General features: G+C 69.5%; 17 protein-coding genes and 1 tRNA gene. 7 read left to right on the forward strand and 11 right to left on the reverse strand.

Annotated features, from left to right (window positions below):
- Nucleotides 1-208 precede the first annotated feature (208 nt).
- The 5 genes from MFF07_RS10530 to MFF07_RS10550 form a co-directional block, all read right to left on the reverse strand.
- Nucleotides 209-2,857, reverse strand: a complete 2,649-nt coding sequence (locus tag MFF07_RS10530) for an MGH1-like glycoside hydrolase domain-containing protein (RefSeq protein ID WP_147816795.1) — start codon at nt 2,855-2,857, stop codon at nt 209-211.
- 143 nt (nt 2,858-3,000) lie between these two features.
- Entirely contained in the window at nt 3,001-3,471 is a 471-nt protein-coding gene (locus MFF07_RS10535) for a tellurite resistance TerB family protein (RefSeq protein WP_147816794.1), read from the reverse strand.
- A gap of 115 nt (nt 3,472-3,586) precedes the next feature.
- Nucleotides 3,587-3,937 carry a hypothetical protein gene (locus MFF07_RS10540; protein WP_238231865.1) on the reverse strand — a complete coding sequence of 117 codons (351 nt, stop codon included), beginning with the start codon at nt 3,935-3,937 and terminating at the stop codon, nt 3,587-3,589.
- Between the two features lie 213 nt (nt 3,938-4,150).
- Nucleotides 4,151-6,100, reverse strand: coding sequence for an AI-2E family transporter (locus tag MFF07_RS10545; RefSeq protein WP_147816793.1), 1,950 nt, complete (start codon nt 6,098-6,100; stop codon nt 4,151-4,153).
- Between the two features lie 37 nt (nt 6,101-6,137).
- Nucleotides 6,138-6,512: a response regulator gene (locus MFF07_RS10550; RefSeq protein ID WP_147816792.1), complete on the reverse strand. Its 375-nt coding sequence runs from the start codon at nt 6,510-6,512 to the stop codon at nt 6,138-6,140.
- 170 nt (nt 6,513-6,682) lie between these two features.
- Here MFF07_RS10550 and MFF07_RS10555 point away from each other — a divergent pair, with 170 nt between their 5' ends.
- Complete coding sequence (locus tag MFF07_RS10555) at nt 6,683-8,074, forward strand: pentapeptide repeat-containing protein (protein WP_373322308.1); 1,392 nt, start codon at nt 6,683-6,685, stop codon at nt 8,072-8,074.
- A 139-nt stretch (nt 8,075-8,213) separates the two neighbouring features.
- Entirely contained in the window at nt 8,214-10,517 is a 2,304-nt protein-coding gene (locus tag MFF07_RS10560; protein WP_147816807.1) for a hybrid sensor histidine kinase/response regulator, read from the forward strand.
- Nucleotides 10,518-10,523: 6 nt separating this feature from the next.
- Here MFF07_RS10560 and MFF07_RS10565 read toward each other — a convergent pair whose 3' ends face one another.
- From MFF07_RS10565 to MFF07_RS10585, 5 genes are all read right to left on the reverse strand, one after another.
- Nucleotides 10,524-10,862, reverse strand: coding sequence for a DUF6883 domain-containing protein (locus MFF07_RS10565; protein WP_147816790.1), 339 nt, complete (start codon nt 10,860-10,862; stop codon nt 10,524-10,526).
- An 8-nt stretch (nt 10,863-10,870) separates the two neighbouring features.
- Nucleotides 10,871-11,110, reverse strand: a complete 240-nt coding sequence (locus MFF07_RS10570) for a DUF4926 domain-containing protein (protein ID WP_238231870.1) — start codon at nt 11,108-11,110, stop codon at nt 10,871-10,873.
- A gap of 86 nt (nt 11,111-11,196) precedes the next feature.
- Nucleotides 11,197-11,439 carry a hypothetical protein gene (locus tag MFF07_RS10575; protein WP_147816789.1) on the reverse strand — a complete coding sequence of 81 codons (243 nt, stop codon included), beginning with the start codon at nt 11,437-11,439 and terminating at the stop codon, nt 11,197-11,199.
- 116 nt (nt 11,440-11,555) lie between these two features.
- A tRNA-Gly gene (locus MFF07_RS10580) sits at nt 11,556-11,630 on the reverse strand.
- 241 nt (nt 11,631-11,871) lie between these two features.
- On the reverse strand, nt 11,872-12,222 hold the full coding sequence (locus MFF07_RS10585) for a DUF6460 domain-containing protein (protein ID WP_147816788.1): 351 nt from the start codon (nt 12,220-12,222) through the stop codon (nt 11,872-11,874).
- A gap of 327 nt (nt 12,223-12,549) precedes the next feature.
- Between MFF07_RS10585 and MFF07_RS10590 the strand changes: the two genes are divergently transcribed.
- The 5 genes from MFF07_RS10590 to pdeM all read left to right on the forward strand — a co-directional run bounded on the left by MFF07_RS10590 (nt 12,550) and on the right by pdeM (nt 18,704).
- Entirely contained in the window at nt 12,550-13,524 is a 975-nt protein-coding gene (locus tag MFF07_RS10590) for an alpha/beta hydrolase (protein ID WP_147816787.1), read from the forward strand.
- Between the two features lie 58 nt (nt 13,525-13,582).
- Complete coding sequence (locus tag MFF07_RS10595; protein WP_187272485.1) at nt 13,583-13,771, forward strand: hypothetical protein; 189 nt, start codon at nt 13,583-13,585, stop codon at nt 13,769-13,771.
- Between the two features lie 235 nt (nt 13,772-14,006).
- Nucleotides 14,007-15,170: a methyl-accepting chemotaxis protein gene (locus tag MFF07_RS10600; protein ID WP_238231872.1), complete on the forward strand. Its 1,164-nt coding sequence runs from the start codon at nt 14,007-14,009 to the stop codon at nt 15,168-15,170.
- A gap of 46 nt (nt 15,171-15,216) precedes the next feature.
- Nucleotides 15,217-17,877: a ligase-associated DNA damage response DEXH box helicase gene (locus tag MFF07_RS10605; RefSeq protein ID WP_147816785.1), complete on the forward strand. Its 2,661-nt coding sequence runs from the start codon at nt 15,217-15,219 to the stop codon at nt 17,875-17,877.
- A gap of 113 nt (nt 17,878-17,990) precedes the next feature.
- The gene (gene pdeM, locus MFF07_RS10610) at nt 17,991-18,704 is read left to right on the forward strand and encodes a ligase-associated DNA damage response endonuclease PdeM (protein WP_238231974.1); all 714 of its coding nucleotides are present in this window, start codon (nt 17,991-17,993) and stop codon (nt 18,702-18,704) included.
- A 114-nt stretch (nt 18,705-18,818) separates the two neighbouring features.
- Here pdeM and MFF07_RS10615 read toward each other — a convergent pair whose 3' ends face one another.
- Nucleotides 18,819-19,973, reverse strand: coding sequence for an FAD-dependent monooxygenase (locus MFF07_RS10615; RefSeq protein ID WP_147816784.1), 1,155 nt, complete (start codon nt 19,971-19,973; stop codon nt 18,819-18,821).
- Between the last annotated feature and the right edge of the window lie 57 nt (nt 19,974-20,030).

Consider the following 20,030-nt stretch of genomic DNA (forward strand, 5'->3'; position numbering starts at 1 on the left):
TCGGGTCGAGCCTCACATCCTATCCTCCTTGCCGTCCTCCTTGCGAGGAAGGGTAGGGGAGGCGGTGGCTCAGAAGCGGGCGCTGCGGTGCCGCTTGCACCACCCCCACCTCCGGCTCCTCCCCGCAAGGGGGAGGAGAGCGCTCGCATCGATCGATGCCGTTCCTTCGGGAACGGTATGACGGCTGGACGAATGTCGCCGCCTCCCGTTACCGCCGCGCCTTGTGGTGCAGCAGGTTGAGGATCAGCGCGGTCCAGCCGGTCTGGTGCGAGGCGCCGAGGCCGCGGCCGGTGTCGCCGTCGAAGAACTCGTGGAAGAGCAGGGCCTCGTCTTCGTCCTTGTCGGCGTGGCTGCGGTTCGCAGTGCCGAAGAACGGGCGGCGGCCGTCCTCACCCTTGGTGAAGAGTGCGATCAGCCGGTCTTCGAGGGCGTCCGCGATGGCCTCCAGCGTCCGTTCCTGCCCCGACCCGGTTGGATACTCCACCAGAAAGTCGTCGCCGTAATAGGTGTGGAAGCGGCGCAGAGCCTCCACGATCAGGTAGTTCATCGGCATCCAGACCGGCCCGCGCCAGTTCGAGTTGCCGCCGAACATGTTCGAGGTGGAATCCGCCGGGTCGTAGCGCACGCTGAAAGAAGCGCCGAAGGCTTCGAGGTGGAAAGGCGCATCCTTGTGCGCCTTCGAGAGCGAGCGGATGCCGTAATCCGAGAGGAATTCGGCCTCGTCGAGCATGCGCTTGAGGAGCGCCTTCATGCGATGGCCGCGCAGCAGCGAGAGCAGCTTGCGGTCCCCGGCGCCGCCCTCGTCCCAGCGGGAAACGAGCTGGGCGAGGTGCGGGCGGTTCTCCAGCACCCAGTTCATCCGGCGGGCGAAGTCCGGCAGCCGCTGCAGCATCTTCGGATCGATCACCTCGACGGCGAAGAGCGGCACCAGCCCGACCATGGAGCGCACGCGCAGCGGCAGCATGACGCCGCCGGGCATGTCGACCTCGTCGTAGAAGAACGCGTCCTGCTCGTCCCAGAGACCGAAACCCTCGCCGCCCATGTCGGTCATCGCCTCGGCGATGCCGAGGAAGTGCTCGAAGAACTTCGAGGCGGTGCTCTCGTAGACGTCGTTGTGGAGCGCGAGTTCGAGGGCGATGCGCATCATGTTCAGCGCGTACATCGCCATCCAGGCGGTGCCGTCGGCCTGATGCACCACGCCGAAACCGGGCGGCGGACGCGAGCGGTCGAACACGCCGACATTGTCGAGGCCCAAAAAGCCGCCCTGGAAGACGTTTCGGCCGTCGGCGTCCTTGCGGTTCACCCACCAGGTGAAGTTGATCAGGAGCTTGTGGAACACGCCTTCGAGGAAGGCGATGTCGCCGCGGCCGCCGCGCCGGTCCCGGTCGATCTCGAAGACCCGGAACGTCGCCCAGGCATGGACCGGCGGGTTGGTGTCGCCGAGCTCCCATTCGTAGGCGGGGAGCTGGCCGTTCGGATGCATGTACCATTCGCGGGTGAGGAGCAGCAGCTGGCTCTTGGCGAAGTCGGGATCGAGCAGCGCCAGCGGCAGGCAGTGGAAGGCGAGGTCCCAGGCGGCGAACCAGGGGTATTCCCAGGCGTCCGGCATCGAGAGCACGTCGGCGGCGGCAAAGTTCTTCCAGATGGCGTTGCGGCCGTGCCGGCGGTCCGGGGGCGGGGCCGGCTGGAGCGGGTCGCCCATCAGCCAGGTTCGCACGTCGTAGCGGTAGAGCTGCTTCGTCCAGATCAGCCCGGCCGCCGCCTGCCGGAAGATGCGCTGGCGATCGACGCAGACGATGCCGTCCTGAAGCGTGTCGTAGAAGGCATCCGCCTCCTCGACCCGCTGCCGAGTGAGGGCGCCCTGTCCGTCGACGAGGCGGGGCCGCGTGCCGGCATAGAGCCGCAGGCGCACCACGGCCCGCGCGCCGGGCTCCAGGGTGAAGCGGTAGTGCAGGCCGAGCTTCGTGCCTTTCGTCGCCGAGACTGCCTCGCGGTCGCCCCGGACGATGGCCGCGTCGAGCCCGTCCTTGAACGGACCCGGCGCATCGGGCCGGCCGCCATGCAGGCGCAGGTTGGTCTCGTTCTCGCAGAACAGCAGCTCCGGTTCGCCGTCGAAGGACAGACGGTAGGAGCCGAGCCGGGAATGGTTGCAGGCGACCCGCCCGTCGGCCCCCATTTCGAGCCAGGGCTTCCAGGCGATGGCGCCGTCGCGCCAGCCCCAGGTGTTGCGGAACCAGAGCTGCGGCACGAGGTGCAGCTCGGCCGTCTCGGCGCCGCGGTTCACCGCGGTCACGGTCATGTGGATGTCGTCGGCATCCTCCTTCGCGTACTCGACGGTGACCGCGAAGAAGCGGTCCTGATCGAAGGTGCCGGTGTCCTCGATCTCGTATTCCGGCTCGTCGCGCCGCCGCCGCCAGCTCTCGTTCCTGAGGTCGTCGTAGGGGAAGGGCCCGTGCGGATACTTATAGAGATACTTGAGATAGGCGTGGCTCGGGACGGCATCGAGGTAATGGTAGACCTCCTTGACGTCCTCGCCGTGGTTCCCCTCCTCGTTGGTGACGCCGTAGAGCCGCTCCTTCAGGATGCGGTCGCGCCCGTTCCAGAGGCAGAGCGACAGGTTGAGCAGGCCGTGGTCGTCGCTGAGGCCCGCGATGCCGTCCTCGCCCCAGCGATAAGCCCGCGAGCGCGCATCCTCATGCGTCAGGGAGCGCCAGGCGTTGCCGTCGGCGCTGTAATCCTCGCGGACCGTCCCCCATTGCCGCTCGCTGAGATACGGGCCCCAGAGCGACCAGGCGCGCTCGCAGCGCCCCTGCTCGGCAATGCGGCGCCGCTCGGCCCACCGGTCGATGTCGCTCAAATCCACCTCGTGAGCCGGCGCGTGCCCGCACGCCCGGCGATCCCTCGCGCCAGGATGCGTCGCCCGTCCGGGCCGCCGCAGCGCGCCGCGGCCCATGCATCTTCAGCGCCAAGCTGGGGCAGGGTGAGGTTGGAGGTGAGCCGCTACACCAAGGCGGCCGGCATCGGCTTGGCCAGCGCGACCTGCAGGAGCGCCGCCTTGTCGACGTCGAGCGCCGCTGCGATCTCGACGAGCGCGCGGTCCTCGATCGGGCTGATGCCCTCCTGGTCGGCGACGTCGGCGGCGATCAGGAAGACGTCGTGCCGCTGCTGCAGCGGCCGCTCGATGATGGCCGCGATGCGGCGCAGGTTCTCGACCCGTCCGGCGCGGGTCCTGGCGCGGGCGACGCCGTCGTAGAGTTCGCTCTCCAGCATCAGGGCGTCGTAGCCCTTCTCCAGGATCGGGTTGGAGGTCATGCCCTGGATCGCCGCGTCGAACTCGTCGCCCGACATCTCGCCGTCGGCGACGATGACGTTGGCCGCCGCCGAGACCGACGCCTGCATCAGCGGCTCGTCGCCGGCATAGGCCGCCACGCTCAGGTTGAACCGGCTGAGCATGCTGTGCAGCAGGCTCATGTGCGTGGCTCCCGAGCCTGACGGCTCGCGAGCGGTCCGCCGCATGGGCGGCGGCGCGCCGTCGCGCTTGCCGCCGGCCGGAGGCCGCAACAACCGGCGTGTACGACCGTCGGATTCATGCCCTCAGGCCCGCCGCGCCCCGCGAACCGCCGAGGCTGACCCGCTTCGAGGGCAGGATCCGGCTCCCGAAGGTCTGCACGACCGGGTTGCGGCGCGATTGCTCGAACAGCACGTTGCCGATCAGGCCGCAGGCGCGCCGGAGCGTCGAGCCCTCGCAGCCCGCCGCGATCTTCAGCCCGAGCCCGTGGGTGTGGCTGCGCCCGTAGAGATAGACCGCGAGCCGCGCCCGCGTCGGCTCGGCGATCGCGTCGAGCATCTCGTCGAGCTGTTCCTGGTCGGCCCGGTAGAGGGCGCCGAGCAGTTCCAGGGGGACCGGACACATGTCCTCGTTCAGTACTGACGTCACGAGCCGTCTCCGCGTTTCTGCTGGATCACGCCGCGTTTCGATCGAATCGATCAAACCGCAAAAAACGCAATCGATTCAAAAGTTTAGAGCAGGCTTCGCGCGAAAGGTCGTTGCCGCTTCTTCGCAGCCTGCTCTAAGCGCTGAGCATCGGTCGCTTATGGTTTCCAGAGCGTAAACGCGGCCGCCGATGCGGACGTGGCGGATTGGCACGGCCTATTCGGCGGCTTTCAGGACACGCCGGCCCGACGGGGCCTTGGCGGAGGCAGGCGCCGCCTGGGCCAGATCGAGGGCCGCCTGCAGTGCATCGCTCAGCGAGGTCACGAGCAGGTCGGCCGAGGTGGCGCGGCGGAGGCGGTCCAGCGAGGCCGGATCGCGCTCGCGCCAGAACCCGACGAGGATCTTCACGCCGGGGATGGCGCGGCGGGTCTGGCGGATGGTGAGGCGGATCTGCGACAGGCTGATCGGATCGAGATAGGAGAAGCAGACCATGGCGATGCCCTGGTCGCGCACATCGGCCTCGGTCAGCCCCTTGGACGGCCGGGCGCGGGCGCCGATCCCATGCCGTGCCAGGATCTGGCTCAGCATCAGCGTCGCCGTCTCGTCGAACACGCCGCGGCTCGACACGCAGAGCACTGGCGCGGTCCCGCGCCAATTCGGCCCGAGATCGTCGGGCTTCAGTACGACCATGGCGGCCTTCGGGTCCGGCCCGACGAGGGCCAGCGTCGCCGCCGCCTCGGCGCCGACGGAGCTCCGGGTCCAGCTGCGGCGCGGCTGGCCGAGGCGGTCGACGACGGTGCGAAAGCTCTCGCCGAGCTTCATCTGCCGGGAGCGGTCGAGGGTGCCGCGCGCGAGATCCGCCTCGGCGAGACGCAGGCCCGCCAGCACGACCTCGTCGTAATAGGTGATGAGCGCCCGCTCCTTCAGGAACTGCCGGCCCTGCTCGATCGCTTCGGCCGGGTCGCCGGCCAGCATGCGCTGGTAGAACGTCTCCGGCGGGTCGAGCGCCGGCCCGTCGCCGAGCAGCACGTCGAGGAACCAGAGCCGTTCGACGTGCCGCCCGAGCACGACGAGGCAGACGGTCAGCGGCGTCGCCAGCACCAGCCCGATCGGCCCCCACAGGAAGGTCCAGATCGTCGCCGCCATGATCACGGCGATCGGCGAGAGGCCGGTCGAATGGCCGTAGAGCAGCGGTTCGAGCACGTGGCCGGCAATCGGCTCGACGACCACGAACAGCACCGCCACCGCGATCACCATCGACCAGCCCGGATCGATCGCCACTGCCACGCCGAGGGGCAGCACGGCGCCGATCGCCGCACCGATATACGGCACGAAGCGGAGCAGCCCGGCGATGACGCCGAACAGGATCGGGCTCGGCAGGCCGATCAGCCAGAGCCCGACGCCGATCACCACGCCGAAGGCGACGTTGAGGGCGAGCTGGGCGAGGAAGAACCGGCTGAGCCGGGCGGTGGCGTCGTCGATCGCGGCGGTGGTCCGGCGCAGGTCGCTCGACCCGGCGAGCCGGATCGCCCGGTTCCGCAAGTCTTCGCGCTGGAGCAGGATGAACACGGTGAAGAGCAGGATCAAGCCGGTGGTCGCCAGCGGATGCAGGATGTCGCCCGCCACGCTCGACAGCGTGGTCAGCACGCTGGTGCGCGCGGGCTGGACCTCGACCTGCATCGGCCGCTGCAGCGTGCCGATCTCGGCGCTCTCGGGGGCCGTCGTCGCGGCGGGCTGCAGCGCCTTGCCGATGTCGTCGGCCATGTCGAACAGGCCGGAGAAGGTCGCGGACAGCCCGTTCTCCTGGCCGGTCGCGGCGCGGAGGGCCGTCATCTTCTCGCGCAGCGTCATCGAGTAGCGCGGCAGGTCGGCGGCGAGCTGTCCGGCCTCGCGGGCGATCAGCGAGCCGATCGCGCCGAGGAGGCCGAAGGTCAGCAGCACGACGATCAGCACCGCAGGGGCCCGCGGCACGCGCAGGCCCCGCAGGCCGCGCACCGCCGGCAGCAGGACGAAGCTGAGCAGGATCGCCAGCGCGATCGGCACCAGGATTGACCGGCCGAGATAGAGCGCGCTCGCCAGCGTCACCACGATCAGCAGCGACGCCAGCATGATGATCGTCGGAAGCGCCCGCCGCAGCAGCCGCGTCGTGACGGGATCGTCGGTCATGACTGGCTACCCCACAGCGGCGTCGCGCCCCCGGCGCTCAAGCGGCGGTGCCGATGGCCGCCGCGATCTGGCTGAGCAGCCTGGAAAAATCGATGGGCTTGGGGTGGTAGTCGTCGCAGCCGGCCTGGATCGCCTTGTCGCGGTCGCCGGACATGGCATGCGCGGTGAGCGCGATGATCGGGATGCCGCGCGTGTCGGCCGCGGCCTTGAGCGCGCGCGCCGCCGACCAGCCGTCGAGCACGGGCAGGTTCATGTCGAGCAGGATCACGTCGGGCTGCGAGGCCCGCGCCTGCTGCACCCCGGCCTCCCCATCGTGAGACAGGATCACCTCGTAGCCCCGGCGCCTGAGACGCCGGGACAGGAAATCCCAGATCTCCTCGTGGTCTTCCACCAGCAAGATCTTGCCCGACACGCCGCCATCCCTCTTCTCACGCACCGGCCCAACGCGCGCCGCAGCATTACGGTCGCAATTGGCTCGCCATCCGTTGCAGGCCGGCTATGTCGGTGGCGGTGCCGGATGGATCCGGTAGCGCCACGCGGCTGCGTGCGGTCTATGGGCGGATGGGAGCGACGTGTCGCGATATGGCGTTGGGTGTGGCGGTGCAACAGGATGAGGCCCCGGATCGGGAGACAACCCGCGTCGATGCGCTTCTGTCGCTGATCGGCGGGCTCCATGGCGCCCCGTTCACGTCGGCCGAGCCGGCGGCCCTGGCGCGGCTGCGTCTCGGCAAGGACGATCTGGCGGCGCGGCTCGACCCGGCCGCTCCCGCGCCGGGCTGGTGGGCGGCGGACACCGGCGGCCTCGACATCGCCGGAGCCGACCTCTCGGAGGCCGATCTCGAAGAGACCGACCTGTCTGGGGCGAACCTGAGGAAGGCGACGCTGAAGGGCGCCCTCGGGCGCTCCGCCCGGTTCGATGGGGCGAACCTTGAGGAAGCCGATCTCTCGGGGGCCGATCTCAGCGGCGCGCGCTTCGGACGGATCGCCGCCGGCCAGGCGAGTTTTTGCGACGCCATGCTCGAGGACGCCGATTTCGGCGGCGCGACCATGCGCTTCGCCAAGCTCAACCGCGCGCTCCTCGATGGCGCGCGCTTCGTCGAAGCCGACCTCTGGGGCGCCGATGTCTCAGGGGCGGATGCCGACTACACGGTGTTTCGCGGCGCGCGGCTCGACGAGGCGAATTTCAGCGACGTGAACCTGACCCATGCCGATTTCGAGGGCGCGAGCCTGAAGAAGACCCGGCTCGTCGGCTCGCGGTTGCGCGGCGCGAACCTGTCCGGGGCGAAGCTCGACGGCGCGGATCTCTCGGAAGCCGACCTCGCCGACACGACGCTGGTGCGGCTCGACCTCTCAACCTGCCGGCTGCGCCACGCGCGCTTCGCCGGGGCCTGGCTGGAGGGCACGCGCTTTCGGGTGGAGCAGCTCGGCGGGGCGGTCGGCGAAGAGATCGCCGGCGAGTACGAGGCGGCGCAGGCGAGCTATCTCGCGCTGGAGCGCAACCTCAAGAGCATCGGTAGCCACGACGGCGCGAGCTGGGCCTACAAACGCCAGCGCCGCATGGGCCGGCGCCATGCCGGCTCGCAGGCGCGGGAGGCCTGGGAGGGGCGCGACGGCCGCGGGCTCCTGCGCTTCGGCTACCGCTGGCTCGCCGACCGCTTCGTCGAATGGCTCTGCGACTACGGCGAGAGCCTGTCGCGGATCGCGCGGGCCTTCGCCATCGCCATCGGATTGTTCGCGGCGGGCTACTGGCTCACCGGCGGCCTGCTGCTGGAAGGGCCCGAGCACCGGCCGACCTACAACGTGATCGACCTCGTGAGCTACAGCGCCCTCAACATGCTGACGGCCAACCCGCCGGAGATCGGCCTGAAGCCGATGGGGCGGGTGACGAACCTGCTGGTCGGCATCGAGGGCGCGCTCGGCATCGTCCTGCTCGGCCTGTTCGGCTTCGTGCTCGGCAACAGGCTGCGGCGGTGATGGCGCCTGACCACGACCGCCGCCAGATCACACGCAACATCACAATGAGAGAGGGGACGCAGTCGTGACAGCGGAACCCAACGATCCGAAACCCGACCTCGCGCCGAGCGAGGCCGACTTCCGCAACCTCGCGGATGCGATGCCGCAATTCGCCTGGATCGCGGAGCCGGATGGCAGCCTCGTCTGGTACAACCGGCGCTGGTACGACTACACCGGCACTACGCCCGAGGCGATGCAGGGCGCGGGCTGGCGCAAGGTCCACCATCCCGACCACCTGGAGCGCGCTGCCAACACCTTCGCGCGCTCGATCGCCCGTGGCGAACCGTGGGAGGACACCTTTCCGCTGCGCGCCGCCGATGGCAGCTACCGCTGGTTCCTGTCGCTGGCCGTGCCGGTGCGCGACGCGGATGGCGGGATCCGGCGCTGGTACGGCACCAACACCGATATCACCGAGACTCGCGAGGCCGAGGAACGCCTTCGTTTGTCGGAGGAGCGTTTCCGCGCCCTGATCGACGCCTCGGCCGCCGTGATCTGGAACACCAACGCGCAGGGCGAATTGCTGCCGCCGCAGCCGCGCTGGGCCGCCTATACCGGCCAGACCGAGGAGGCCTACCAGGGCTGGGGCTGGATCGAGGCCGTGCATCCGGACGACCGGGCGCGGGCGGCCGAAGTCTGGGCGAATTGCGTCGAAAGCGTACAGCCCTACGCGATCGACTACCGCCTGCTCCGCCACGACGGGGAATGGCGCGACCTCGAGGTCCGCGGCGTGCCGGTGCTCGCCATGGACGGCAGCATCCGTGAATGGGTCGGCATCAACATCGACATCACAGCCCGCAAGGAGGCCGAGGCCGAATCCGAGCGCGCCCGCGCCGCGGCCGAGGCCGCCAACCTCGCCAAGAGCCAGTTCCTGGCCAACATGAGCCACGAACTGCGTACGCCGCTCTCGGCCGTGATCGGCTATTCCGAGATGTTGGCCGAGGAACTCGAAGACCTCGACCAGCCGGGCCTGCTGCCGGACCTGCGCAAGATCGAGGCGTCGGCCCGGCACCTGCTCGGCATGATCAACGACGTGCTCGATATCTCGAAGATCGAGGCCGGGCGCATGACGCTCTCGGCCGAGACCTTCGCCGTCGACGCCCTGATCGAGGACGTCACCGCGGCGACGCAATCGCTCATCGCCAAGAAGCGCAACAGCTTCGGCCTCGATCTCGCCCCCGATCTCGGCGCGATGCACCAGGACCAGCTCAAGCTGCGCCAGGCGCTGATCAACCTGATCGGCAATGCCGCGAAGTTCACCGAGGACGGCCGGATCACGCTGAAGGCCGAACGCTACAGCGACGCCGACGCCGACTGGCTGCAATTCTCCGTGACCGACAGCGGCATCGGGCTGACCGAGGAACAGATGGGGCGGCTGTTCGAGCGCTTCGCCCAGGCCGACGAATCCACCACGCGCCAGTTCGGCGGCTCGGGCTTAGGTCTCGCCATCACCCGCGCCTTCTGCGAGCGCATGGGCGGCGCGATCGGCGTCGAGAGCACCTTCGGCGAGGGCGCGACCTTCACGATCCGCGTGCCCGTGACGCTGGCCTCCGAAGAAGAGGAGGCGCAGGCCGCGAGCGTGACCGAGCTCGTGCGCCGGATCACCGCCGAGGAGAACGCCCACCAGGACGTGGTGCTCCTCGTCGACGATGACCCCTCCGCCCGCGAACTGCTGCAGCGCTTCCTCGAACGCGAGGGGTTCCGCGTCCGCACCGCCAACGACGGACGCGCCGGGCTGACGCTGGCGCGCGCGCTGAAGCCCCGGGCGATCCTGCTCGACATCGAGATGCCGCGCATGGACGGCTGGGCCGTGCTGCACGCCATCCGCACCGACCCGGAGATCGCCGACACGCCGGTGATCATCACCAGCGTCGTCAACGAGATGAGCCTCGCCCACGTCCTCGGCGCCACCGACTATCTCGTGAAGCCGATCGACTGGAACGCCCTGAAGGACACGATGGAGCGCTACCGCCCCGCCGGTCGCGACGGCAGCGTGCTCCTCGTCGACGACGACGCCGACGCCCGCGAGCGCCTGCGCCGCACATTGACCCGCGAAGGCTGGCAGGTGCGCGAGGCCGAGAACGGATCCGTCGCCCTGGAGCGCCTCGACGAGGCCCGCCCGAGCCTGATCCTGCTCGACCTGATGATGCCGGTGATGGACGGCTTCGCCTTCCTGCGGGCGCTGCGCGGCCGCCCCGACGGCGACGTGCCCGTGGTGGTGCTCACCGCCAAGGAGATCACCCGGGAGGAGAAGGCCAGCCTCGACGACCAGGCCGACCGCCTCATCATCAAGGGCTCGCTCAGCCTCGCCGACATCGGCCGCCAGCTCCGCGACCTCTACGACCGCCAGGGCACCCCGCCGGTCTCGGACGACCTCAAAGGGGTGCTGGACCGGATCGGACCGTAGCCGGGCTCAGAACGGGTAGGCGGTCACGAGGAAACGCCGGGTCTCTCCCAACGGCCGATGCCAGACCGAGCGGATCCGCCAAGTCGAGCCGTCCGGCATGATCATGGGGCCTTCGTAGACGAACTTGGTGCCGAAACCGGTGGCCTGTTCGCCGGCGAGGTGGCTCGGTCGGGCATGAGCGAACAGCGACGCCAGGAAGAGGTCCGGCACGTCCGATCCGAAGCCGTGGGCAAGGAAGAACTTGGCTTTGCCACCGCCTTCGGGGTGCTCGGTATTCAGCAGGTAGTCGCCGATCTTGGGATCGGCGATCGTCAGGCCGGGCGTCCCGTCGTCGGACTCGGGCACGGGAAAGCTCAGACCGCCTGCAAGGCGTCGGCCCGCAAGGTGCAGTTGCCCACGACGGGGCGCGCGAACTCGACCTCGTAGGCTTTGCCGCCGCCGTAGACGGCGACGATCGTCCCACGCGAACCGGCCGGCACCGGCCGGCCGTCGTCGGTCTCGACGGGGCGCAGGGTCTCGACGACGCTCAGCTCGGCAAAGAGCGGGTGGTTCGGGTGCGGATCCTGGAACTGGTGCATCGTCTCGTAGGACATGCCCGACTTTCGCGCGCCGCTCGCATGCGCGCAAGTAGGCGATGGTCTCGGCGATGGCGCTCGGGCGCCATCCGAAACCGGTAAGACTACTCCCCCGGCGTCCAGTCGATGTTCGGGCGCTGCGCCAGCATCCGGTCGAAGTATCCGGCGACCGCCTGCGCGCCCTCGGAGTGCATCATCGCCACCGGATGCGCGAGGTAGGCGCGGGCGAGGTCGACCGGGATCCGGCCCGCCTGGAGCGCGCCCAGAACCTCGTCGATGAAGGCATCGTTGGCCTCGTTGAAATCGCTCGACAGCTTCTTGCGGTCGTTGAGTGCCTTGATCGCCATGCCGTGATCCTCTTGCGTCGCAACGAAACGAATGCCGGTCGGCCTCACGGCACGGCGGAAACGAAAAAGGCCGCCCAGCGGCGGCCTCAACATCGTTCGTCTCGACTAAGAGAAACTGGAGCGGGCGAAGGGATTCGAACCCTCGACCCCAACCTTGGCAAGGTTGTGCTCTACCCCTGAGCTACACCCGCTCGCAGCAGGTCCGCGGTGACTGGCGGACCCGAACGGCGCTCTCTAAACACCATTCCGCCGGGCGTTGCAAGCCACGTTTCGGCGGCTTCGGATCATTTGTTTTGCCCGGCAGAACAGCGCCGGACGGCCTGAAAAATCGTGCCGCTCCGAAGGCCTCCGGCCGTCGGCGAGCGCGGCTGTGCGCCTCCGCCTATGCCGCGTACGGCCCGTGAGGCGTCGGCTTCATGGGCCGGCAGGACGTCACTTCCCCATCGCGAAAAACCGCGAGAGCAGCCAGAGCGGCACCACCACCACGGCGCCGGCCAGGATCCAGCGGCCGAAATCGTGGAAGGTCTCGAGGCCGAGATCGATCAGGGCGCGGCCGGCATCGTAGAGGCGCCAGAACAGCAGGCCGGGGGTGAGGCCGAGCATGGCCATCGCCGCGCCGACGAGGACGGAGAGGAACAACAGCTTCAGGAAGACCGCCGTCGGCGAGCCGCCGAGGAAGCGGCGCAGGCCGGAACGCCGCCGCCCGTAGGCGCGCGGATCGCCGACCTCGGGCAGATCCTGGTAGGGCGTGGCCCGGCTGCGTCGATCCTGGTCGCCGATCATGCCTCGTGTCCCGTCTCGTACCCTGAAAGCGAAGAGGTATGCGCCCGGCCGCGATTCTCAACGCCGCCGCATCGCGGGCGCGGAGCCGCCGTGGGCCTCTCTCACGAAACGCCCGCTGCGGTGGCCAGAGGAAAGACCACCGCTCGTTGGGAGCCTTGTGAGCCGCACCGAGCGTGGCCCGCGCGACACAGCGCCGGGAAACCGCGCATCGGCCAGAGCGTTACGACTTTTCGCGGACCCGTACGAGATGCAACCCGGAACGGGCGGGTCCAATTCGATACGATCGAGAGGCGCAGCCCGCGCGCCGGTCTCGACCGGGGAACCTCCATGATCGATCACGCCTTGTTCGACCCGGCGACGATCGACCCGGAGACCCGGCGGATCAACGCGGAGATCCGCGCCGACCAGGCCGCCCAGCCCGACCCGTGGTCGATGCCGATCGCCGAGGCGCGGGCGCTCCGGGCCAAGGGCTCGAAGGCGTTTCCGCTGCTGCCGCGCTCGTCGCGCGCCGAGACCATCACCATCGACGGGCCGGCCGGCCCGATCGACCTCCGGGTCATCCGCCCGCAGGGCAAGATGGCGGGCAGGGCGGTTGGCAAGCCGCGCGGCGCCTACCTGCACCTCCACAGCGGCGGCTGGGTATTCGGCGCCTCCGACGAGCAGGACCCCTGGTTGGAGCGCATCGCCGACACCTGCGGCTTCGTCTGCCTGTCGGTGGGCTACCGGCTCGCGCCCGAGCACCTCTATCCGGCCGCCCTCGAGGATTGCGAGGCGGCTGCGCTCTGGCTCGCCGGCCCCGGCAAGGCAGCGCTGAACGTCTCGGCGCTCACCATCGGCGGCGAGTCGGTCGGGGCGCATCTCGCGGTCTCGACGCTGCTGCGCCTGCGCGACCACCACAAGCAGCCCCGCGCCTTCCGCGGCGCCAACCTGAACTGCGGCTTCTTCGATCTCGGCCTGACGCCGAGCGTGCGCGCCTGGGGCGAGGAGCGCCTCGTCAACAACACCCGAGACCTGAAAACCTTCGCCGACGGCTTCTGCGGCGGCGAAGTCGACCGCCGCCAGCCCGACGTCTCGCCGCTCTACGCCGACCTCAAGGGCCTGCCGCCGGCGCTGTTCTCCGTCGGCACCTGCGACGCTCTCCTCGACGACACGCTCTACATGTCCGCTCGCTGGGCCGCGGCCGGCAACGGCGGCCACACCGCGATCTATCCCGGCGGCTGCCACGTCTTCATCCGCCATCCGGGACCGCTCACCGAGCGGGCTCAGGAATTGAGCGAGCGGTTTTTGATGGCGCTGGCGTGATCGCGTTTTCGACGACGTCGGGCATCGCCCGTCCGTAGGCCTTCAGGACCTGGAACACGTGCATGCCCGCCTCGATGTCGGCGGCGCTCACGTCCCCGAAGACCGTTTCCCGCAGTTGTCTCAGGTCGGCTTCGATCTGGACGTAGACCGCCTGACCGGCAGCGGTGAGGCTGAGCACCTTGGCGCGGCGGTCGGTCGGGTCACCGAACGGGCGCAGGACTTGAGCGAGCGGTTCGCGCTGGCGTAACGCGCCGCAACGCGCCAGCCCGCGCTACAACCGCTTAAATCTCAATGAAATCATGGATTTAATAAAAACAAAAATCTATTCTTTCGAAGACAATTAGTATCTTGTTAACTATACGATAGTCATAAATGTCGTGCGTTTCCCGAAAGGTTTGACCATGGCACTTCCGCGAATTCTTCAGGCGAAACCTCGTCCCGTCTCACCCGCAACCGTCCGCGCCATCGACTATGCAGCCGTGATGGATTTCCTTCCCGTCAACGTGCTGCTGCTCGACCCGATTACCGCCGAGATCACCTACGCGAACCGCTACAGCGTCCAGACGCTCCAGGGATTGCGCGAGCATCTTCCCGCCACCGTCGATCCGATGGCGATGGTCGGATCGTCCATGGACGTGTTTCACAAGAACCCGGCCCATCAACGCGCGATCGTCGGCAACCCCGATCGCCTGCCCTGGCGCACCAAGATCCGCCTCGGCCCGAAGACCCTCGATCTGCACGTCACGGCCGTCCGCTCCACGTCGGGGGACTATCTTGCCGCCCTGCTGACCTGGGCCGACGTCACCTCGCTGGCCGACGCCATCGGGCGCTTCGATTCCACGATGACGGCGGCCGTCGCCGAGGCCGAGCAGGCCACCAGCTCCATGCGCAGCGCGGCCGACGCGGCCCTCGACACGACGCGCCAGACGGCGGGTTCGGCCTCGGCGGCGAGCGCCGGCGCCGCCGAAACCGTTGCGACGGTCCAGTCGGTCGCCGCCGCGGTGGAGGAGCTCAACGCCTCGAATGCCGAGATCATGCGGCAGATGAGCGCCAGCAACCGCGCCACCGGCGAGGCGGTCGAGGAAGCACGGCGCGCCCGCGAGCGGGTCCAGACCCTCTCGACGGCGTCCCACACCATCGGCGAAGTGGTCGGCATGATCAGCAAGATCGCCGCGCAGACCAATCTTCTGGCGCTCAACGCCACCATCGAGGCGGCCCGGGCCGGCGAGGCCGGTCGCGGCTTCGCCGTGGTGGCCTCCGAGGTCAAGGCTCTGGCCGGGCAGACCGCGAAGGCCACCGCCGACATCGCGCATCAGGTCGGCCTGATCCAGGACGCGACGAACCAGACCTCGGCCGTGATGGACCGGATCGGCACCGTGATCGACGGCATCAACCAGACCGCGACCGCCGTCGCCGTCACCGCGGAAGAGCAGGCCGCGGCTGCAGGCGAGATCGGGCGGAGCGCGCGGATCGCCGCCGGCCTCACGGCGAAGGTCGGCAGCAGCATCGAGGCCGTGGCGCTCACGGCGGCGCAATCCTCGCACTCGGCGGAAACCTCGCTGTCGGCCACCGATCGGATCGAGCGGCAGATGAACGACATCGTGGGTGCGGTCTCGGTGTTCCTGACGGAAGTCCGGAAGATCTGATAGCGTAGGCCGACACGCCTGTGCCGCATGCCCACGGCTGGAGAGCATGCCGGGTCCGTCCACGTCCCCCAGCACGTCCACGACACGACGGCGCGTCGCGGCCGGCCCGCTGCCGCCCGCCTTCGCGGCGTGGTTCGCCGCCCGCGGCTGGGAGCCGCGGGCGCATCAGCTCGACTTGCTCGCCACCGCACGCGCCGGCCGCTCGGCCCTGCTCGTCGCCCCCACGGGCGCCGGCAAGACGCTCGCCGGCTTCCTGCCGAGCCTCGTCGGCCTCTCCGAGGCGGGCCCTCGCAGGAAGCCGAGGCTGCACACGCTCTACGTCTCGCCGCTGAAGGCGCTGGCCGTCGACATCGCGCGCAATCTCGATGCGCCCGTCACCGGGATGGGCCTCGACATCCGTGTCGAGACCCGCACCGGCGACACCCCGGCCCACAAGCGCACCCGGCAGATCGCGAAACCGCCGGACATCCTGCTGACGACGCCCGAGCAGCTCTCGCTGCTGCTGGCGCACCGCGAGGCGGCGGAGTTGCTCGGCGGCCTCCGGCACATCGTGCTCGACGAGCTGCACGCCCTCGTCACCTCCAAGCGCGGCGACCTGCTCTCACTGGCTCTGGCCCGGCTGCACCGGCTGAGCCCGGAGGCGACCACGATCGGGCTCTCGGCGACGGTGCGCGAGCCAGACGCGCTGCGGCGCTATCTGGTGGCGCAGAGCGCCTCAGACGCGCTCTCCTCCCCCCTGTGGGGAGGCGTTGGAGGTGGGGGTGTTGCAGGCGGCACCACAACGCTCGATCCTGCACCACCCCCACCCCTGACCCCTCCCCACAGGGGGGAGGGGAATGGCCCGGCCATGGCCGACCTCATCGTCGTGCAGGGCAGCGCCAAGGCCGACCTGCACATGCTCGATACCGGCCTGACCCTGCCGCTCGCCGGCCACACCGCCTGGCAGTCGATGCCGGCGATCTATCAGTTGATCCGCAAGCACCGCACGGTGCTTGTCTTCGTCAATACCCGGCTCCAGGCCGAATACACCTTCCAGGAGCTCTGGCGGCTCAACGACGACACACTGCCGATCGCGATCCATCACGGCTCCCTCGACGCCGCCCAGCGCCGCCGGGTCGAGGCGGCGATGGCGGCGGGCCAACTGCGCGCCATCGTCTGCACGGCGACGCTCGATCTCGGCATCGACTGGGGCGACGTCGACCTCGTCGTGAATATCGGTGCGCCGAAGGGCGCGAGCCGGATCATGCAGCGGATCGGCCGCGCCAACCACCGCATGGACGAGCCCTCGAAAGCCTATCTCGTGCCCGGCAACCGCTTCGAGATGCTCGAATGCCGCGCCGCCCTCGACGCTGTCGAGGAGGCCGCGCAGGACACGCCGGACGCGCGCCTCGGCGGCCTCGACGTGCTCGCCCAGCACGTCCTCGGCATGGCCTGCGCCGACGCCTTCGACCCGGTCGACCTCTACGACGAGATCGTCTCGGCCGCGCCCTACGAGGGGCTGACTTGGGAGGCCTTCGAAGGCGTCGTCGACTACGTCGCCACCGGCGGCTACGCGCTGCGTGCCTACGAGCGCTTCGCAAAAATTCTTCGCGGGACCGACGGGAAATGGCGGGTGCGCGATGCGCGCACGGCCCAGCAATACCGCATGAATGTCGGCACCATCGTCGAATCGGCCCGCATCAAGGTCCGGATGACCCGGCATCTTCGCGGCAAACCCGGCACGGTGGTTCCGAAGTCTGGTCGCGTGCTCGGCGAGATCGAGGAAGAGTTCGGCGAGACGCTGACGGTGGGCGACACCTTCCTCTTCGCCGGCGAGATCCTGCGCTTCGAAGGGCTGGCGGAAGACGAATGCCTCGTCACCCGCGCCAAGGGCGCCGAGGACCCGGCGATCCCCTCCTATGCCGGCTCGAAATTCCCGCTCTCGACGTTTCTCGCCGCACGGGTGCGGGCGATCATCGCCGACCCATTCGAATGGGACCGGCTGCCGCCGCAGCTCGCGAAGTATCTGCTGCAGCAGCGCAAGCACTCCGTCCTGCCGGGCGAGAAGGACCTGCTGGTCGAGACCTTTCCGCGCGGCAACCGCTTCTACCTCACCGCCTTCCCGTTCGAGGGCCGGCTCGCGCACCAGACCCTCGGGATGCTGCTGACCCGCCGGCTGGAACGGGCCGGGCTGCGGCCGCTGGGCTTCGCCGCCAACGACTACGGCATCGCGATCTGGACGAGCCGGGACGTCAGCGAACGCATCGCCATGGCGCCGGGCTTCACCGCGGCCCTGTTCGACGAGGACATGCTCGGCGACGACCTCGAAGCCTGGCTCGACGAATCCGCGATGATGAAGCGGACGTTTCGCCAATGCGCGGTCATCGCCGGCCTCATCGAACGCCGGTTCCCAGGTCAGAAAAAGACCGGACGGCAGGTCACGATCTCGACCGACCTGATCTACGACGTACTGCGCAAGCACCAGCCGGATCACCTGCTGCTCACCGCGGCGCGGCAGGATGCGGCAACCGGACTCCTCGACGTGGCCCGCCTCGGCATGATGCTGAGGCGCATCAAGGGGCGAATCACCCACAAGGCACTCGACCGCGTCTCGCCGCTCTCCGTGTCCGTCATGCTCGAGATCGGGCGCGAGCGGGTCTACGGGGAGGGGGCCGACGAGATTCTGGCCGAGGCCGAAGCGGAGCTTCTCGGAGAGGCTCTGGCGTGAGCGGCGCGTCCCTGGCGTCGGCAGAGGACTGCCGTTGGATGTTGCTTTCGCATCACCTTTCTCCGCGGGCCAAAGGTCATGGCGCGGGGCGATGCATGGATGAGGACGAAATCTTGGCGCTCGGCCTGAGACTCGAAAAGACCACCAAGGCGGCGGGCCTGATGCTCGCCGGCGAAGCCCTCACCCTCGACCGCTCCGGGACGCTCTGGCTGGCGGCGCACCGCACCCTCGTCGTCTCCGACCTGCACCTGGAGAAGGGCTCGTCCTTCGCCGTGCGCTCGGGCCAGTTCCTGCCGCCCTACGACACCCGCGAGACCCTGGCCTGCCTGCACGAGGTGATCTGCAGGCTCGATCCGGCCTGCGTCGTCGCGCTCGGCGATTCCTTCCACGATGCCCGCGGACCGGAGCGGCTGGAGCCGGGCGACCGCGCCATGGTCGCCGCCCTCCAGGAGGGCCGCGACTGGATCTGGATCGCCGGGAACCACGACGCGAAGGTCAGCGAAGGCGTGGGCGGCCGCTATGCCGGGACCCTGGCGATCGGCGGCCTAACGCTGCGGCACGAGCCCGCGGCCGATGGGGGCGAAGGCGAGATCGCCGGCCATCTCCATCCCTGCGGCAAGGTCACCATGCGCGGCCGCTCCGTGCGCCGCCGCTGCTTCGTCACGGACGAACGCCGCCTCGTCATGCCGGCCTTCGGCGCCTTCACCGGTGGGCTCAACGTCCGCGCCGCGGCCTTCGAGCCGCTGTTTCCGAAGGGTTTTACGGCCCACCTCCTCGGCGACGGGCGGGTGTTCGCGATCGGCCGCAACATGCTGGGGAAGGATTAGACCGCTCCCGGTCGATCCGCTCCCTCGGAACGTCCTTTGCCCGGATCACCGTCCGCTTCGCTGCAGGCGTCCAGGAAAGGGCCGTGGCATCGAACGGATCGATCGGAAGCGGTATCACGCGTTCAGCTCGGCGAGCTGCACGGCGATCCTACGGCGGATGCCGGGACTGGTCCCGGCGGCCCGCAGGGCGAGGTTGCGCAGACCGGAGCTCAGCGGGCCGGTCAGTGAGGCGATGCGGGTCATCCGGTCCGTCATCCGCACCACGGCCTCGGCCACCGGCCGGCGTTCGCGCTCGTAGGCGTCGAGGGCGCCGGGCCGGCCGTCGCGGATCGTCTCGGCCAGCAGCTCCGCGAGCCTGAGGGCATCCTGGATACCGGTGTTCATGCCCTGGCCGCCGGCCGGGCTGTGGACATGGGCAGCGTCGCCCGCGAGCAGGAACGGTCCGTCGCGATAGCGGGCGGCGACGCCGTGGTGGACGCGGAAGCGCGACGACCAGATCAGCCGCTCGAACCGCGCGCCCTTCGGACCGCGTGCACGGGCGATGGCGTTGAGCGCGTCGAGGGACGGATGCTCCGGGGCCTCGTCGCAGGTCGCGACGATCCGCAGATGCCCCGGGCCGAAGGGCGCCGCCACCATCAGCCCGGCCGCGTCGAGATAGAGCGCGATCACGTCCGGCGGCAGCGGCCAGTGTCCCTCGACATCGCCGAGGATGAAGGACTGCGCGTAGGTGCCGTGCGCGAACGGGATCCTTGCAGCCTCGCGCACGGTGCTGTGGAAGCCGTCCGTGCCGATCACCCATCGGGCCCGCACGACGCGGACGGCGCCGTCGTCGCTGCGCACGGCGACGGTCGCGCCGACATCGCCCCGCTCGATTCCGACGACCTCGCTGCACCAGTTCACGGCCGCTCCGCCCTCGGCGAGCCGCTCCCGCAGGATCGCCTCGGTGCGGTCCTGCGGCACGATCAGGCCGTAGGGATAGGCGGTCTCCAAGCCGCCGAGATCGATCGTCAGGAGGCGCTCGTCGCCCGCGCACAGGGCGAAGGTGGGAACGGGATTGCCGGCGGCGACGAGACGGGCGCTCACCCCGACCGTCTCCAGGCGCTCCAGCGTGCGGGCGTGGACGACGGCGGCGCGCGAGGTGTTCTGGCCCTCGGCGAGCCGATCGCAGAGGACGAACGGAACGCCCTTCACGGACAGGCCGATCGCCAGGGCGAGGCCGGCCGGGCCGGCTCCGCAGACGAAGACCTCGGTTTGCGTGGGAAGGGACATGATCGACCTCCGTTCGCGGCTTGCGAGACTAGCGGCGGAGTTCGGTGCGAGTCGATG

The sequence above is a fragment of the Methylobacterium thuringiense genome (assembly GCF_022179645.1).
Classification (GTDB): domain Bacteria; phylum Pseudomonadota; class Alphaproteobacteria; order Rhizobiales; family Beijerinckiaceae; genus Methylobacterium; species Methylobacterium thuringiense.

Bases quoted from the DNA above. Each gene is read 5' to 3' on its own strand.
- MFF07_RS10600 (WP_238231872.1), top strand. From the start codon at position 14,007: ATGGATTTCCTTCCCGTCAACGTGCTGCTGCTCGACCCGATTACCGCC.
- MFF07_RS10535 (WP_147816794.1), bottom strand. From the start codon at position 3,471: ATGAGCCTGCTGCACAGCATGCTCAGCCGGTTCAACCTGAGCGTGGCG.
- MFF07_RS10590 (WP_147816787.1), top strand. From the start codon at position 12,550: ATGATCGATCACGCCTTGTTCGACCCGGCGACGATCGACCCGGAGACC.
- MFF07_RS10575 (WP_147816789.1), bottom strand. From the start codon at position 11,439: ATGGCGATCAAGGCACTCAACGACCGCAAGAAGCTGTCGAGCGATTTC.
- MFF07_RS10555 (WP_373322308.1), top strand. From the start codon at position 6,683: ATGGCGTTGGGTGTGGCGGTGCAACAGGATGAGGCCCCGGATCGGGAG.
- MFF07_RS10605 (WP_147816785.1), top strand. From the start codon at position 15,217: ATGCCGGGTCCGTCCACGTCCCCCAGCACGTCCACGACACGACGGCGC.
- MFF07_RS10545 (WP_147816793.1), bottom strand. From the start codon at position 6,100: ATGACCGACGATCCCGTCACGACGCGGCTGCTGCGGCGGGCGCTTCCG.
- MFF07_RS10570 (WP_238231870.1), bottom strand. From the start codon at position 11,110: ATGTCCTACGAGACGATGCACCAGTTCCAGGATCCGCACCCGAACCAC.
- MFF07_RS10615 (WP_147816784.1), bottom strand. From the start codon at position 19,973: ATGTCCCTTCCCACGCAAACCGAGGTCTTCGTCTGCGGAGCCGGCCCG.
- MFF07_RS10560 (WP_147816807.1), top strand. From the start codon at position 8,214: ATGCCGCAATTCGCCTGGATCGCGGAGCCGGATGGCAGCCTCGTCTGG.
- MFF07_RS10585 (WP_147816788.1), bottom strand. From the start codon at position 12,222: ATGATCGGCGACCAGGATCGACGCAGCCGGGCCACGCCCTACCAGGAT.